This window comes from Agarivorans sp. Z349TD_8, assembly GCF_050870825.2.
Taxonomy (GTDB): Bacteria; Pseudomonadota; Gammaproteobacteria; order Enterobacterales; family Celerinatantimonadaceae; genus Agarivorans.
Window position 1 is genome coordinate 4680126 of record NZ_CP194037.2, and the last position, 16708, is coordinate 4696833.

A 16708-nucleotide genomic window follows, 5' to 3' on the forward strand; every position below is an offset into this window, starting at 1 on the left:
ATGATCGCACACCAGGCTGCTTAATTGTTGGACTGAGCTGATTTAAGGTCGTAAAAGCAAAAGCAATTACGACCTTTTTCCTTGGCTTTATACATCGCGGCATCAGCATTTCGGATCAACATTTCGGCATTAATGCCATCACCCGGATAAATACTGATGCCAACACTGGCGTACACCGGATGAACCTGAGTATCCAAATATATTTCTTCGGCTAAACGACTCAAAACCTTATTCACCACCGACGATGCATCCTGATGCTGGTCTATCGAAGTCAATGCGAGCATAAACTCATCTCCCGCAAAACGAGCCACCGAATCTTCCGCTCGAATGGTGTCTCGCACCACCTGCGCAACTTGCTGCAATAATTGATCACCCGCAGCATGACCAAAACTATCATTCACCTGTTTAAAATCATCTAAATCAATAAACACGACTGCCAATTGAGTCTCACTAAGTTGTGCTTGACGCATCGAGGCATTTAACTGCTCCAAGAACAGCGCTCGATTTGGCAGGCCAGTCAAACCGTCGTGACTGGCGAGATGACGTAGATTAGTCTCATTGTCTTTCAGTATTTTAATCTGCAGGTTAATTTGCTGCGACATGGCATAGAAGCTATTCGCAAGTAAACCAATCTCATCATTACGGTCGCTTGGTAATAAACGCTGATCCAACGACTGGCCCGCAGAAAAATCTTTCACTGCCGCCACCATATTACGGATCGGCATCGACAAAATCCGAGCAAACAACAGTGAGGTCAATAATCCCAATAGGCTCAAACCCAAACACACCTTAATCATTGAACCAGCCAAGACATCCATAATCGCACTCAAGCTTGGTAAAGGGCTAGCCAAACCCAATACCGCCATTTTTTGATTGGTGATAGAACCATAAAACAACGCAGTAAATGATACCGCCCGTTGGTAATTCACGCCAACAGAGGAGGGCAATACATAGGTCAGCGGTTGATGGTTACTAAATAACGCTTCCATTTCGGGAAAATCTTGTTGAATTAAATAGCGGTGGCCAAAATGAAAACCAAACTGCTTATCAGAATCTGGATTCACTAAATAATCACCGTGCTGATTACTCAGATAAATATCAACACCTTTTGGTAAATCCGCCTGTAATAAACTAAACAATTGGGTCAAACTTACATTAATCACCACCAAACCGAGCGTCTGACCATCAACATACACTGGCGAAGCAACCTTTAAAGTTGGATGATGCAAATCCACTTCCAAGCCCTGCTCGGTATGAATTTCAATATCCGATAGATAAACTTCATCCGGACTAAGCCGCAACGTTCGAAAAACATAAGGATAATGAGCTTTTTCTTCTAACTCAGAAGGGCTGCGAGAAACCACACCAGAACTTAAACGGTCCACCCGAATCAACTCTCGACCAAAATCGGCGGCACCAATAAAACGGATCTGAAAATAAGAAGAGTTTAACTTCAGTTTTTGGGAAAATATTGAATTCAGTTGCTCGGCAAATTCAGCGGGTTGAAGCGTACTAAAATAACCGACAGTCTGTGGTATAGCACTCAAAAAACGTGCATCTTTGGCAATTTCATCGATGGTTCGACTAAACTCACGGGTTAATATTTGAGTGGTTGTGGCTAGTTCTCGTTCGGCGCTTTGGCTGAGCAAACCGCGGCTTTCGTGATAACTGATGGTCGCCGTCACGATCGAGGCTAAGATCCCAAACATTGAAAACCATAAGCCAAGACGAAGTGAGATGGAATTACTCATGGTCATTCCATCGTGGCCATATTTTTGCCACTTAGAATAAGCTGCCAAACTTGACTACGACGTTGCTGATCCTCTACCGCTTGTAGCCAGATAATTTTATCTTCGGTAACACTTCGCGGATCTTGTACAATCGTATTCGCCAGCCCTTGGCGCTGAGTTAAACGCTCACTCACCCAAGGCTCTAAAGTGTAATTAATCCATTGATGGGCTAACTCTGAGTTTTTCATGCCTGCCGAAAGAACCCAACAATCAAGCCAGGCTAAGGCTCCTTCTCTTGGGATCACGTAACCAACCTGAGCGCCAGCATCGGTGAGCATTTTGACCTGCTGCGCGCCATAGTTAGCAAACATCAGCGCTATATTTTCCTGAGTAAAATAATCTAGCGCCTCCTCGGGGGAAGCATAAAAGGTCAATACATTCCGTCGCAAAGCCACTAAACGTTCGGTGGCTTGCCTGAATTGCGTCTCATCCAATTGAAACGGATTAGCAACCCCCTCGACCATCGCCGCCAAAGAGTAATTATGCGAACTGCCGTTATAAGCCAAAATTTGAGCACGATAACGGGGATCCCATAATACCTGCCAACTAGTAGGAGGCTGTTTAAACATGGCTAAATTATAAATAAGCCCCATTTCAGAGTAGGTATAAGGTACCGCATACACGGCATCGCCGCGAGTCGCTCCCGGGATCGATTGCAATGCCTTAAAGCGAGACCGTTGATGAAGCACATTCGGCAGTAGTTTTGGATTGAGCGGCTGGGTCAAATTAGCGTTGATGTAACGCTGCAATTCGGCGCTATTCACCGCAAATACATCAAAATCAGCCCCCTGCTGATGACCGATCCGTAGCCACATATCATCATCGTTAGTCACATAACTAACTTTAACTTTTACTTGATAGCGTTTCTCGAACACGCTCACAATATCGCTGTCAGCATAACCGGGCCAAGCCAGTACCCGCAAATCGACCTGCTCTGCAACCGCTGGCAAAATAGCTAACCAAGCAACCAGCAAACCTGCTGATATAACTCGCAACATTCCTTGTTCCTTGATGTTTACTTAGAGCTAAGCTATAAAACGTAAAATAACAATAGAGTGATTAAGTATACGAATAATGTCCATAATGTGAATTAAAAGTTAAGCGCATTCAACAAACCATCGCTATAAAGCTTAGCTTACTCTTCAGCGCTTATACAAAATCCATGTGTGAACGATTGATTGCTACAAGAAAAATGAATATTAGAGTTCAGTTTGGGTTAACGCTTGACCCAGTGATTCAAAATAAGCCAGTAGCGCAACGCCAATCCGCTGCAGATGTTCGGAATCTGGGTAAGCCCCTGCTTGAGCAAGCTCACTTTGCTTGGTTCCACTCACCAAATAGGCATTTTTGAGTTCCTCGCGACTTTGCACCCAAGCTTCGAAAGCACGAGCCATCATCTCCGTTGGCAGACTAAAATAACTTTGCTTAAACTGCCTATCTAAGGCCAGCGAACGTCGCACATAAGAGTTTAGATCTTGTCCATCTGAGCTTAATAGAGCCACAACAAACAAGCGGTTGAGGCGTTGATTCAATGGATGCTGGCGTTGCCGATCATCAGACAACCAGCGACTTGAAGCAAAATCATGGATAGCCGCGGGCTCAACAAATAACTTATCGGCCATATAATGATCGAAGGCATGCCACCATTCATGGGCCAAAGCACCTGCCCCTGCATTTTTTGCTAAGGCAAGGGTTCGTGAATTGAGTGCGTAATGGGCTTGCGCTAAACGCTGCCCGCCATGCCCAAAGGCCAAGTTTAAATGACCGCGTAACCCCAAGGCCTGAGGCGGCAAATTTAATAGAAAAGCAAGATCAGCCAAAGCATCAAATAATAAGTTTGCGGCCAGCACCTTTTCTTGCGCAGTCACCCAAGCGCCAATGCTTAAGCCCGCAAAACCAAAAGTATTTTTAATGTCAGCAAAATCCACTTCATCACCATGACGGTAATCGGGCCCTCGCCGATAGTAATCACGATATAAACCTGATTGACCCGGTTCCGACTTATCCAAACTCAGATCCTAGCGAACGACTGATCTGAATTTTACCATCCACAAAGTCGATGAAATGGTGAATACTGGGTAATGCATCTTGCTGATGGTGCGTCACATACACCAGATGACTCAGTTGATATTTTGCGACTCGCTCAAGGGCATTCAGCACCAAACGACGCTGTAAAAAATCTAAGCCTTGGCATGGTTCATCAAGTAATAACAAAGCGGGGCCTTTCACTAAGGCTCTAGCAATCAGCAGTAGCCGTTGTTGTCCGTAGGATAAAGATTTAAAACCACAGTTAGCCAGCTCAGTTAAACCAAATAGTTCCAACCACAACTTGGCTTGTTGTCGTTCCAGCTCCGAAACTTGTTGATAGATACCGATGGAATCATAAAGACCTGACAACACCACTTCCAGAGCACTGCAGTTAACCCGATACTGCAAATGTAAACTCGAGGAAACCATGCCAATTTGCCGTTTAATTTCCCAAATGCTTTCGCCACTTCCCCGAGAATAACCCAAGACTTCAATTTGATTACTATAACACTGGGGATGGTCGCCAAAGATCAGGTTAAGTAAAGTGCTCTTACCACAGCCATTCGGCCCCCGAATTTGCCAATGCTGACCTGCTTCAATACTCCAAGTTAGGCTCTCAAATAGAGTTTCACCGGCATAGGCCACTTGCCCATCGCGGATCGAAAACAAGGGACCCGATGGCGGCGATTGGCACTGTTGGCGTAAACCTTCAACAATCGCGAATGACTGCAGCTCAGCCTGTTGCTCTAACAAACGACGCTCTGGGTGCTCGCGCCATTGCTCGATGGTGAGTTGTTGACTCAAAGCCTGATCGTCGAGCACCGCAACATGACTGATCGCCGCAGGTAGCTCTTCGTCACGCGAACTAATCAGCATCAGTTGGCACTGCTGGGCAAGCGAGGCCAGTAAATCCAGTAACTGTTGTTGGTGCGCCAGATCTAAACCGGCAAAGGGTTCATCGAGCACCAATAACTGCGGCTGGCGAAGTAAGGCCAAGGCCAGCATCACTCGGCGAGTTTCTCCCGTAGAGAGCAGCTTAAAACCACGCGCCAACAAACCACTTACATCACACTGTTCGATCACTGCTTGTCGTTGCGCTGGCTCATGGTTAACCCGCAGCAATAATTCAGCCACACTATGTCCGGGGTCGAATTGGTCACTAAAATCGCTGTCATCTTCGGCTAACTCGCGCTCTAACAATGCTTGTTGCTGCTCTAGGGAGACCAAAGCCACTCGCTCCGGCGCACCGCAACACTCGCCAGCTTGAGCAATTAATTCACCATTCAACCACGCCCCCAACAAAGATTTACCACTGCCACTGTGGCCTAAAATGGCCCAGTGCTCAGTTGCTGCTATCGACCAATGTTTGATTGCTAAACGCCGCTCACCGGCGAGCAGTACCAAGTCTTGTATGATCATCGAAATACTTCCTAGAGCCTTAGGGGATACTTGTTGGAGATGAAACACGATTCATCCCTGGCCGCAATAGCATAAATTAAACGTCCCTTATCTTCATCTAAATCCCTCATGACGATTGGTCAACACTGGCATTTCACTGCCCACTACGACCAATCTAGCCGAGACATAAAGTCAGCTTAAGAAGCCCTTTTATTGCCATATTCAGCATAATTTGAAAATCCTTACCCACTTGTCAGCGGACTAAATTTGAAGACCTTGAATTATTTATTGGGTTTCTCAGGTCTGATAGGGCAGAACAAATATAATTGGACGCCTCTATACCGTGACTCAAGCATCAAATCATAAACCCTCCACACCCTATGTCTCTCCCGGTATGCCCGCCTTAGATATGAGTGGCAAAGCCACCTCATTCTTTGAGTTTTGGCCAACTTGGGCAGTCTACATTCCAGTCGTGGTACAGTGCTTACTGTTAAGCCTACGGCATCGCTCGCTCACTTTACCACTACTCGCCAACCCCAAGTTGCCGTTAGCGGGCATGGTTGGTGTTGGCAAGAGTGAATTACTCTGTCAAGCGCAAGGACACTGCGAACAAGCCGTGCTGCGTTGGTTAAAAGTGACTCGCAGTGGCGCTCCACTAGAACGCCAAGTTGAAGACTTAATATCCTTAATGGCGCAACGTGACTTGCAATTTCCCTTGGTTGGAAAACCCGATATCGGCTGTCGAGGTGCAGGAGTCAAGTTACTGCACAACACCAAACAATTACGCGAATGTTTAGCCAGCTACCCACTCAATGCCGTGATGTTGCTCCAAAAACTGGCCAGTTATGAAGCGGAAGCGGGCGTGTTTTTTGTTCGTCACCCTGAACAAGCCGAGGGGAAAATTATCTCATTGGCACTCAAGTACACCCCCTATGTACTCGGCGATGGAACCAGTACCTTAAGGCAACTCATTCAAGCTGATCCCCGCGCCAGCCAATTACAGCACCTATATCTATCTCGTCACCAAGACAAATTAGATGAAGTGCTCCGCCTCGACCAACCTTATAAGCTGGTATTCTCTGCCAGCCACTGTCGTGGCGCTATTTTCCGCGATGCTCAGCATCTGATCACGCCACAACTGAATGCTGCAATCAATCGGATCATGGCTGATCTACCAGAGTTTTATTACGGCCGCATGGATATAAAATTTGCCGATATAGAGCAGTTACAACAGGGCAAAAACTTAGAAATAGTGGAGATCAATAGCGCCAGTTCTGAATCACTACATATTTGGGATCGCAATACCTCTTTTCGAGAAGCAATCCGCTCATTGCTGTTTCAATATAAAACCCTGTTCGAACTCGGCGCTGCAAATCGTAAACGAGGCTATCAACCACCAAAATTTAAAGAACTGCTGGTTCGCTGGAAACACGAGCGCGAACTAAGCGCTAGCTACCCAGAAACAGACTAAGGAGCAGTCCATGCAAAAATTCGATAACCCATTTAAGCTAAAGCTGCGTCCCCAATGGCTGGCACGCATCCTTGAGCAGGTACTGGCTCTTTCGCCCTTGGCCAAGCACTATGCAAGTCGGCCACGGCACGCCGATAAGCAGCACATCGCCGCTACGTTTTTACGTCATACTATGCGCAGCCTGGATTTCTCATTATTGGTCAACAATCCTGAAATCTTTCAAACTATCCCGCAACAAGGCCCACTATTGATTGTGGCGAATCATCCTTTAGGCGGTTTAGAAGGCGTCGCGATGAGTGAGCAACTGCTACAAGTGAGGCCAGACTTAAAGGTGCTCACCAATCAACTATTGGCCAATATTCCCGAGTTTAACCAGCTATTCATTGGGGTGGATGTATTATCAAAAAATGCTACCAAAGCTAACGCCAAAGGGATCAGAGCGGCTTGCCAGCACCTCGCCAAGGGCGGCGCGCTGATGATTTATCCTGCGGGCATGGTCTCGGCCATCAATACCGACACCGGCAAAATTGAAGACCGTCAATGGCATACTTTGGTTGGTCGTTTGGCGCTGCGTTATCAGGCGACGGTACTACCCTGTTTTGTCTCAGGCCGCAACTCGAAGCTGTTTTATTTAGCCGGCCTCGTACATCGTCGACTCAGAACTCTATTGCTGCCCCGAGAACTGGTGAATAAACGTGGCCGTGAATTTACCCTGCAGCTAGGTCAAACGATTGCCCCTAAGGACTATCAAGACTTAGCCGATGAGCAAGCCGTGACTGATTATTTTCGAGTCGCCACCGACCTACTGAGTTTATCGCCACTCACCACTCCCAAGCTGGTGTCGAAATATCCCCCGCTACACTTGGTTGAAAGCCTGCCCCATGGCCGCCAACAATTACGTCAGCAATTACAAGCGCTCGAAGATTGCATGTTACTCGAACGACGCAACTTTGCAGTCTATTGTGCCCCATACTCACGATTAGGCCCGATGATGGATGAAATAGCTCTCGCCAGAGAAGTCACCTTCAGAGCCGCTGGCGAAGGCACCGGAAAACCACTCGATAGTGATCAGTTTGACCCTCACTACCTGCACCTGTTTGTTTGGGATAAACAAGCCAATTGCTTAGTTGGCGGTTATCGTTTAGGTCAAGCCAATGAGATTGTGAAACAACATGGCATTAAAGCCTTATATAGCCGCTCTCTGTATGATTTTGAACCACAATATCTGCAACGCATGGGTGACTGTCTGGAGATGGGGCGGTCGTTTGTGGTTCCTAAGTATCAACGCCATCCGCGGGCTCTCGACTTGCTTTGGCAGGGGATTGGTCACTATGTTGCCAAACATCCGCAATATCACACCTTATTTGGCTGTGTCAGTATCTCTCAAGAGCATTCTGAGCTCGCCCAAGCTTTTATATCTGACTCTATGATTTCTGCCTTTCGGGCTGAACAACGTTACTTAAATGACGTCAAGCCAATGGTGCCTCTCAAGGTTAAAGGCAAGGTATGGACTACCAAGGTACTCGCATCCTTAAGTAATATCGCCATCTTAAACAAACTGATTGGGCAATGCGAACCGGGGAAATCGATCCCAATTTTATTACGTCATTATTTAGCGCTAAACGGTCGTTTTGTTTGTTTCTCGGTGAACAACCGCTTCAATCAATCACTCGATGGGTTAATTATTGTTGATCTTAGAAAGACCCCTCAGAAATATTTACGGCGTTATCTCGGTCAAACGGGTAGTGAAATATTTTTAACTAAATGGAGACATAATGAAGCCGCTGCATAAGGCAACCATCGGGGCATTGCAACAAGTACAACACTTAGTCGAAGCCAGTGATAGACAACGCTACAATCAACCCTCACGACACAGTGAATCTGGGATAGGACGCCATGTGCGACATATTTTGGACCACTTTTTAGCACTACAACAAGGTATTAAACAAGGCTGTATCGACTACAATCAGCGTCATCGCGACAGTCAGTTAGAACAGGACCCAATGATTGCATTACAACTCATTCACCAACTGAACCATTGGTTTTCGGTAAGCGAGACTACGCTCGCAGACGCGCCCATTCGAGTTGAATCTGAAATTTCCAGTGTGCAGCAGTGTAGCCAGCAATTTGACAGCAGCATCGACCGAGAACTTTGTTATCTAATTAATCATACGGTGCACCATGTCGCCTACGCCAAGCTGGTAGCTAAAGAACTCGGGCTGCTGGTAAATGCCAAAATTGGGATAGCACCAAGTACCGCCAGTTATCTGCGTCAGCAGGCCAATTAAATGTGTACTTTAAGCCTGATACGCCTGCCACAGCAGCTAGTCATCACCATGAATCGTGATGAGGCAAGAACTCGTCATGAAGCCGGACTCATCCAGCACAGCATATGCAACACTCAGCTCTTATATCCACGCGATGCTCAAGCGGGTGGCAGCTGGTTTGGAGTGAACAATCATGGGGTAACGCTGGCCTTACTCAATCGTTATCAAGATCCACAGCACAGCGATGCGCCAAGCCGCGGAACCATCATTCCACAGGCGCTCAATGTTGGCGCAGCCGAAGCACTTGAAGAACATTTAACCAACCAAGATTACCGTGACTATAATCCTTTCGATTTATTGATGATGTCACCACACTTATGTCAACACTACCGCTGGAATGGCCAACAACTCAGCACCAGTCCAGTCACTCAAAAAGCGCTGCTATTCAGTTCTTCGGCGCTAGATACCAAGCGGATTATCGCCAAGCGCCAACAGTACTTTGCGCAATGGTGGCAAAGTCAGGAGGAAAATCTCAAACAGAATGCAGAACAGTTGGCCAACGGTGTACTGCAAGCCGTTCACCTCCAACAAGGCAAGCAGCCGAATGAATCCGTATTAATGGATCGCCAAGATGCTCACAGCAAAAGCATATGCCAAGTGGTCCTCGGTAGGAAAAATCTTAATTTTAACTACTACCCCGAAAACAGTTTAGCGCACTGGCGCAACCAAGCGGCAAATCCAAAAAGAGACTGGCAGTCATTGCATAGACAGCAGCGCCAGTTAATCCGCCTTACCCCCAGTCAATGAGAGAGGAACCATGATGAAAAAGCTCCTATTTAGTTTGCTACTACTATCTGGCACCAGCTACGCCGCCGATGCTATTTATACGCCTTGGTATAACAATTTAGCAATTAAAGGCTACGACAGCGTCGCCTACTTCACCGACAATGCGCCGATAGAAGGCAGCAAGCAATACCAATATCAGTGGCAGGGTGCGATCTGGCAATTTAGTAATGCCGAACATCTCGCCATGTTTAAGGCGCAACCGGAAAAATATGCCCCACAGTATGGCGGCTATTGCGCCTATGCCGTCGCCAACAATAGCACCGCCAGTATTGAGCCAGAGCAATTCACCGTGAACCAAGGTAAGCTCTATCTCAATTACGATGCCGAAATACAAAAAAAATGGCTCGCGCAACGCGATAACTATATTGCAGACGCCGATAAAAACTGGCCCAGTGTACTGAAATGATACAGCGCTACAGCAAGTTAGTGAATGGCCTCAGCCCTTGGCAAATAGCCATCTTAGCGGCACTGGGATACGGCGCTTGGGCCGCTTTGGTTAATCGGGAATATGGGCCAGTTGTCAGCTTAAGAGCCGGACTGGTACAAGGCAGCTACGCGTTTGTTTCAACGGCCTTGATTAGTTATGTCGCTCGAGCAGTATTGCAACGCTGGGGGTATCACCAGCACATCCGTTACTTAGCAATGCTGCTAAGTTGGTTGGTAATGCTGAGCATTCCCAGCCTGTTACACCTGTGGCAACATACCCCAAATTGGCAGCAAGCGATGCTACCCGGCGTATTATTCGGAAGCCTCTATTTATGGAGCTACTGCCAACAGCTGCAACCAAGCAAATCATGACTCAAAGGGATTTTAATCCTCAGCGAAGTAATGTCTTAAAAGTATTTCACATCAAATAAATCACGGATTTCAGAAGTGAGGGGCATGAGGCTTGGCGAAGTCTCAAAATGCCAAAGCGAGCCCCATCAACGACCATGGTTTAAAGCTTCAACGGAACATCTATCCGCTGATTTCGCCTGCAATAGCCAGTGATCTATCACTGCCCTCTCAGCACCTCGTAGAAAATTGAAACACGCTCTACAACATGTCTTGGCAACACTATCGTTGTTTCACCATGAAGTACTGACAGCCCGTTTTGGGGTAACCTTCTTGCACCCACTACACTTGATAACCCTGCGGTTTATAAAAGGGCATGGCTTGAAAATCTAGTGAGTGCAAGAAGCACTTAAGACAAGCCCGAAATTTCCCCACTTGCTCTACTTTATTTAAAATTTGACGACCAATATCTTGACCGGGTAATGCTTCACAAACCCCTAGCGTATCCAATAACAAGCAATCACCAAAAGAGCGAGTGATCGCACCAGCAATCACCTCACCGGTATTACTTTTCAGTTGAACCACGAGCGGAATTCTTTCGGTAATTTCCCAATTGGCGAGTTAAAGTCCTTGATTTGTTTATCGAGATAATCAATCGGCTGTTGAGTAGGATTGTCTAATACTTCAATGTTTATTTAAACTCCGTAATGCTCAGTAGGACTGACGACATGCCAAGCTTGGCTGCTTTCAGGCCTTTCATTGTTTGCTGAAGGTGCTGACATTTCTAGTGCTATCGTGAGTGACTCACGCTAAGCACGCTCATCTTCGATGATGACTCTGATGTTGAGAGCCGCTAGTTGCAGCTAATCTTGTCACTAAAAAAGATGCCCTTAAACAGGGTTTCTCTTGGCTTCCCAGCATTACTCAGGGCGATGTGGTTTGTGCTGTGACTCATTTTGTGGCTTAGGTTGGAGCTCGGCTTGCGATTGGATGCTTTTACCTTTTACTTGCTGATGCTGGTATGCCTGTAAGCGTTTCACCTTATCAGCCAAAGTATTGGTCCAAGCGATATACAATAAAACAAACAAGGCAAGCATGCTCAGTACATCAAGCGAAGAGACCAACGAGGACTGTACCAAGGGATTGGTAAATATCATATTAAGCAAATCAATCAAGGCAAGGCCAGACAATAGCAAACGGCCGTGAATACTGCCGTAGCGTAAGGAGTAAGCAGCCAATAAACTGAACAATAATACAACTAAGGTCAATTCAAAATTGAGTGGAAAAATCCATAGCTTCGGGCCTGATTCAGCCTCCGTAAGTACTCCACTGAAAACCGCAACAAGCCACGCCAATAATGCGCAACCCACATAAGCGTTAATCGTCCATTTCATCATTCGAGTATGAGTCATATACAACCTCGCAAATGAGGTATCCAAAACAATGCACAGCGATAAGTTTACTATGGATATTTCTGACTAAAAAGCAAACAACATCGACTCAGTCACTCACTAAATCAAGTACCGCGCGATTACGCCCTTGGTGTTTGGCATCGTATAAACAATTGTCGGCCATCTGGAGTATCTCGTTGTTATCATCAACCGACATCGAGTTCAGCAATACCCCGCCTAAACTAATCGTCAACACTGGACTCACTTGCGAATCCTGATGCTCAACTTGAAGAGCCGCCACCTGTTCTACGATTCGCCTGGCCATCAAAGGTAGTTCATCTTGATTCACGTCGGTTAATAGCAACGCAAATTCCTCACCACCGACTCGCGCAACACAATCTTCGCTACGCTGAACCACCGAAGTTAAAGCCTTCGCCACCAGCTTTAAGGCTTCGTCCCCCTGTAAATGCCCATAGCGATCGTTATAAGCCTTGAAATAGTCGATGTCTGCCATCATTACGGCAAGCTTAGATTTGTGACGACGAGCACTCGCAATTGCTCGAGTGAGTTCACGCTTAAAGGGACGGCGATTCAATAAGCCGGTTAACTCATCGGTTTCGGCTAATACCAATAAGCGCTGATTTGCTTGTAGTAATTCAGACTGCAATCGCACCAGTGCCAGCTCTTTCTTTTCTTTGACCAGCAAACTAGTAATCGCGGTCGCAAATTGGCTCAACAGCGTTACCTGATGATCATGCCATATCGATCGATAATTCAGACTCGCACAGCTCAGCAAACCAAAAGTCTGCTTGCCATCGTGTAAAGGAAAACCAGCAAAAGACTTAATACCACGCTCGCGCAACAATTCATATTCAGGCTCCGCCTGTTGCTTAACCGTTTCAATATCATTCACGGTAAAGGGGGTCGTATCGCGCAAATATGCATTCAGCAATCTCAATGGCTCTAAATCAATCGGATCGAGTCGGACCTCTTGCTCAAAAAGCGTCCAAACATTTCGATAAACCGCCAACGGGCCTTCAAAAGTAAAGACACAGACCCGTTCCACCGCAAATAAACGACCAATGATAGCAAGCGCACGTTGTAATAACTCATCCGTGGAGCCTTGAGTAAGAAAGGACAGTGATATCTCGGATAACAGTTTATTGGCTTCGGTTTGCCAATTCAGCAAAGCCGTTCGCTGTTCAACGGTAGCTTCCAGCTCCTCTCGATGTTGATGTAACTGTAATTCGGCAGCTAAACGCGCATCCAACCCCCGCTGAAAACGATGTTGCAATTGCTGCATTGAACTCGCAACCAAGCCAATTTCATCGTTACGTTGCAATAGCTGATCTGGCAATTGCACGATTTGCTGCTGCTTGGTGAAAATTTGATCCGCCACCTTGGCTAAACGGTGTAGGTCGTGAGTGACCAGACGCGTCACCAATAGCAAAATAATAAGAGTCATCAACAACGTCTTAAAGCCGTTAGTCAGAAAGATAACCAAAGCTTGATTTACAATATCACGTTTCACCACCGATAAGTCTAAACCGACACTTAATTGACCAAGGTTTTGCTGTTGATAAACCAAGGGATAAACGTAAATTTTCTCACTCAGCTCAGCCACACCGATAGCAATATTCAGCTCATCGTTAACTTCTAACTTAAGCATTCCCACATATTGTTGTTTGAGCAAAGCCTGCAGCAAATCATCAACCAAGTTGTAGTCGATATACCATAAGGCTTGTTCAAGTGCGGTAATATTGGCCTGGTTATACTCATCAACGCTTTGTTCGATGTGTCTTACCGCACCAGTGAAATGAAACGCTAACTGCACCACAACCGAGACCAACGCAAACACCGTGCTAGCACCAACAATCAGCAACACCATTTTTTTAGCAATTGGAGATCGCGATTTCAACAAGGCTTTTAGCATGGCATCCTCAATGGACAAACTCGAGTGTTAGCTTATTATGCTCATCCAAAAATAGTCGTTCAAAGGCGATCCCAGACCAGTCTTGCGCTTTCAGCTGTTGATAAAATTCTGTATTTGGTTGTACTAGTCTGAACATCGGTAGCGTCACATTTGACGGCAGTGCGTAACCCAGATAGTGCAGATGAATTAGGCGTAAACCCCAACCTGCAGCCATAAAGTGTCCTCCCCCGAGCGCGCTGAGTTGTCCCTGCTCTCTTAATTTGAGTGCTTCTAGTGAAACATTCACGCTACTTAAAAAAATATCTTTTCCAGCGCTTTTACCAATGTCTTGTATCGCTTGCAAACTGCCAAAAGCCATATGATCATTGGCCGTCCAAATATATTTGAGTTGGGGATATCGACGCAGCAAAGATTTACTTTGTTGATAACTGCGAGCCTGTTCCCAATCACCATATATCACTGGTTTCACGCTTAAATTAGTTTGCTGATGAAAAAAGCTAAGAGCACCCGCTTCCCTTTCCTTGGAGGCCGGAGTGGCTCGATCACCGGATATCAGCACCACTCCGCCAGGCTGCCCGCCCGCTTGCTGATACATCGCTTTAGCCGTTTGTTCGCCAATCCAATAATTATTCGGCACCAAACGGCTAATAATATACTGTTGCCAATGCGTATTTAGCGCATATTTTGAGCGCAGCACTGCTTCTAAATCGTTAAGTAATATCAAGACATAAACTGGCTGGTCTTCCAACAAATGAAGCATTCGTGGCAAGCTTTGTTTCTCGTTAACCAACATCAAGTAATCGGGCAATTGCTGTTGCTGAATCATCTTCTCGAGATACTTAATCATTGAATACTGATCACGTTTCGCGTGGAAAATTGTCAATTTTAAATCTAAACGTTGTGCCGCCGCGAGGGCAAACAAATCGACGTGTGCCCAAAAATTCTCCGTCGGCTTACCTGGATTAAGAAACACCACCGAAGGTTGCGCAAATACGCAAGCACTCAAAAAAATAAAGATTAAAGCGATGACTTTAAGCAAAGTCTAAACCTAGGAAAATAATCACTATCTAAAACTATAAACCACCTGACAAATTTAGCTTCTTTAGTTAGCATTCAGCCCTGTATTTACAAAATGAAAGCCAACCTTAGCGAACAAAAACCACAGCTAGACCAGCGGCACCAATTCAGTGACTCATGATATGACAAACCATGAGTGATAAAGCCCCATGCTCAGGTCTATTTTTAGATCAAGCAAAACCCGGTTCGTCGAAACCAAAACAGCCATGATACTTTGACCAAGCAGGTGGTTCGATGAAGCACGGCGCTCTGGCCAGCAATCAACAAATCCACGAATAATTTACTCGGCTCACAAGATCTTCGCAACGAGACCATTAATTTGCTAATTATTCTTCAATTCTCGATAAAAATTGAGCACTTAGAGCAAAAGTATGCGATCTTAGAAGACTAGTTATTTACGGAGAAATATAATGGCGCAGTTGTCGTTTAAACTAAAATTACTAATCAGTATTACGGTACTATTTTGTTGTTTGTTAGTGACAATGCTGATTTTTGGGAACGCATCACTCAGTACCGAGCAGGCTGCTGCTGCCACCCAATTAAATGCCAATCAAATTCAGGCATTATTTGCCGAAACGACAGCTCAGGCAAAAGCTAAAATGTTGTTAATTTCAGCGCTTGGTGGCCTTGTGATATTAGTGGTGGTGACCATGATATTACAAAACTTCTTAGCCTCTTTAGCTCGAATGACCCGCCACATGGGTTATCTCGCAGGAAAAGATGGTGACTTAAGATTGAAACTGGAGGCTCAACAGAGCCAAGAGTTAACCGACATGGCGCTGCAATTTAATGCCTTTACCGAAAAACTTCGCCAAATAATGCTACAGCTACAACAGCAGGCCAATCAGCTCACTCAAAGTTCACAGCAACTGGCAAAAAATGCTCAAACCTCTGGTAGCTTAAGTCGCCGCCAACATAATGAAACGGACAATGTCGCCACCGCGGTCAATCAGATGTCATCCAGCGCCGGAGAAGTCGCCGAACTGGCCAATGGTACTGCCAGTAACGCCCAAAAAGCCGAGCAACAGCTCAGTCAAACTCAGCAAGAGTTTCAATATTCTGTGGAACAGATCCGCGACGTATCATCAAGTATGGAAGGAATTAGTGAGCGAATCACCAAGGTTGCCGGACGCAGCCAAGATATTAACAGTATTTTAGAAACCATTCGCGGTATCGCCGAGCAAACCAACTTATTAGCTTTAAATGCCGCCATTGAAGCCGCTCGAGCTGGTGAACAAGGACGCGGCTTTGCGGTTGTAGCCGATGAGGTTCGTAATCTTGCAGGAAGAACCCAAAGCTCCACCGAAGAAATTAACCAGTTGATTCAAGCCTTACAAAGCGATGTGAATGCAACCGTAGATTTAATATCCACCAGTCGAGAACAAGTCAACAAAACAGCTTTAGATACCGAAGGTAGCTACGAACAGTTGCATAGCGTGGTCGCTAGTATTTCGGCCATCAACGACAATGCCGCTCAAGTTGCGACCGCAGCGGAGGAGCAAAGCCATGTCAGCGGCGATATCAATAATAATATTAGCGGCATGGGTGAAGCGGCTGAGCAGCAAAATGCCTTAACTCATGATATTGAAAATCTCAGCACCGAATTATCTCAATTGGCCCTGTTACTCAATGACCAACTGGCGACTTTGAAGGCCTAAGTTATCGTTAATGAGTACCAGTTTACTTTTTGCCAGCTGGTACTCATCCTTCCGATGAGCGGTTTAATTCAGTTC

15 protein-coding genes are annotated in these 16708 nt (G+C 46.0%); 7 read left to right on the forward strand and 8 right to left on the reverse strand.

What is annotated here, in order from left to right:
- Positions 1–20: 20 nt before the first annotated feature.
- From ACRRS1_RS21150 to modF, 4 genes are all read right to left on the reverse strand, one after another.
- On the reverse strand, positions 21–1751 hold the full coding sequence (locus ACRRS1_RS21150; RefSeq protein WP_432468784.1) for a diguanylate cyclase domain-containing protein: 1731 nt from the start codon (positions 1749–1751) through the stop codon (positions 21–23).
- Between the two features lie 2 nt (positions 1752–1753).
- Positions 1754–2788 carry an extracellular solute-binding protein gene (locus tag ACRRS1_RS21155; RefSeq protein WP_432468783.1) on the reverse strand — a complete coding sequence of 345 codons (1035 nt, stop codon included), beginning with the start codon at positions 2786–2788 and terminating at the stop codon, positions 1754–1756.
- A 201-nt stretch (positions 2789–2989) separates the two neighbouring features.
- On the reverse strand, positions 2990–3799 hold the full coding sequence (locus ACRRS1_RS21160; RefSeq protein ID WP_432468782.1) for a CLCA_X family protein: 810 nt from the start codon (positions 3797–3799) through the stop codon (positions 2990–2992).
- Complete coding sequence (gene modF, locus ACRRS1_RS21165) at positions 3792–5237, reverse strand: molybdate ABC transporter ATP-binding protein ModF (protein WP_432468781.1); 1446 nt, start codon at positions 5235–5237, stop codon at positions 3792–3794. The genes ACRRS1_RS21160 and modF overlap by 8 nt, the downstream gene beginning before the upstream one ends.
- Positions 5238–5559: 322 nt before the next feature.
- On the opposite strand from modF, the gene ACRRS1_RS21170 reads away from it, so the two are divergent.
- From ACRRS1_RS21170 to ACRRS1_RS21195, 6 genes are read left to right on the forward strand one after another with little or no spacing between them, the layout of a single operon-like run.
- On the forward strand, positions 5560–6687 hold the full coding sequence (locus ACRRS1_RS21170) for a D-alanine--D-alanine ligase (protein ID WP_432455533.1): 1128 nt from the start codon (positions 5560–5562) through the stop codon (positions 6685–6687).
- Positions 6688–6697: 10 nt separating this feature from the next.
- Complete coding sequence (locus tag ACRRS1_RS21175) at positions 6698–8479, forward strand: lysophospholipid acyltransferase family protein (RefSeq protein ID WP_432455532.1); 1782 nt, start codon at positions 6698–6700, stop codon at positions 8477–8479.
- A complete protein-coding gene (locus ACRRS1_RS21180) occupies positions 8463–8975 on the forward strand; it encodes a hypothetical protein (RefSeq protein WP_432455531.1) in 513 nt (170 codons plus the stop codon). The genes ACRRS1_RS21175 and ACRRS1_RS21180 overlap by 17 nt, the downstream gene beginning before the upstream one ends.
- Positions 8976–9761, forward strand: a complete 786-nt coding sequence (locus tag ACRRS1_RS21185; RefSeq protein WP_432455530.1) for an NRDE family protein — start codon at positions 8976–8978, stop codon at positions 9759–9761.
- A gap of 10 nt (positions 9762–9771) precedes the next feature.
- Positions 9772–10206, forward strand: coding sequence for a YHS domain-containing (seleno)protein (locus ACRRS1_RS21190; protein ID WP_432455529.1), 435 nt, complete (start codon positions 9772–9774; stop codon positions 10204–10206).
- Positions 10203–10598, forward strand: coding sequence for a hypothetical protein (locus ACRRS1_RS21195; protein WP_432455528.1), 396 nt, complete (start codon positions 10203–10205; stop codon positions 10596–10598). Before ACRRS1_RS21190 ends, ACRRS1_RS21195 begins: the two co-directional genes overlap by 4 nt.
- Positions 10599–10916: 318 nt before the next feature.
- On the opposite strand, the gene ACRRS1_RS21200 is transcribed toward ACRRS1_RS21195, so the two are convergent.
- The 4 genes from ACRRS1_RS21200 to ACRRS1_RS21215 form a co-directional block, all read right to left on the reverse strand.
- Positions 10917–11159, reverse strand: a complete 243-nt coding sequence (locus ACRRS1_RS21200; RefSeq protein ID WP_432468780.1) for a GNAT family N-acetyltransferase — start codon at positions 11157–11159, stop codon at positions 10917–10919.
- 335 nt (positions 11160–11494) lie between these two features.
- Entirely contained in the window at positions 11495–11986 is a 492-nt protein-coding gene (locus tag ACRRS1_RS21205) for a hypothetical protein (protein WP_432455526.1), read from the reverse strand.
- A gap of 88 nt (positions 11987–12074) precedes the next feature.
- Complete coding sequence (locus ACRRS1_RS21210) at positions 12075–13898, reverse strand: diguanylate cyclase domain-containing protein (RefSeq protein ID WP_432468779.1); 1824 nt, start codon at positions 13896–13898, stop codon at positions 12075–12077.
- A gap of 7 nt (positions 13899–13905) precedes the next feature.
- Positions 13906–14937: an ABC transporter substrate-binding protein gene (locus tag ACRRS1_RS21215; protein WP_432468778.1), complete on the reverse strand. Its 1032-nt coding sequence runs from the start codon at positions 14935–14937 to the stop codon at positions 13906–13908.
- Between the two features lie 448 nt (positions 14938–15385).
- Here ACRRS1_RS21215 and ACRRS1_RS21220 point away from each other — a divergent pair, with 448 nt between their 5' ends.
- Positions 15386–16633 carry a methyl-accepting chemotaxis protein gene (locus ACRRS1_RS21220; RefSeq protein WP_432455523.1) on the forward strand — a complete coding sequence of 416 codons (1248 nt, stop codon included), beginning with the start codon at positions 15386–15388 and terminating at the stop codon, positions 16631–16633.
- The last annotated feature ends 75 nt before the right edge of the window (positions 16634–16708 follow it).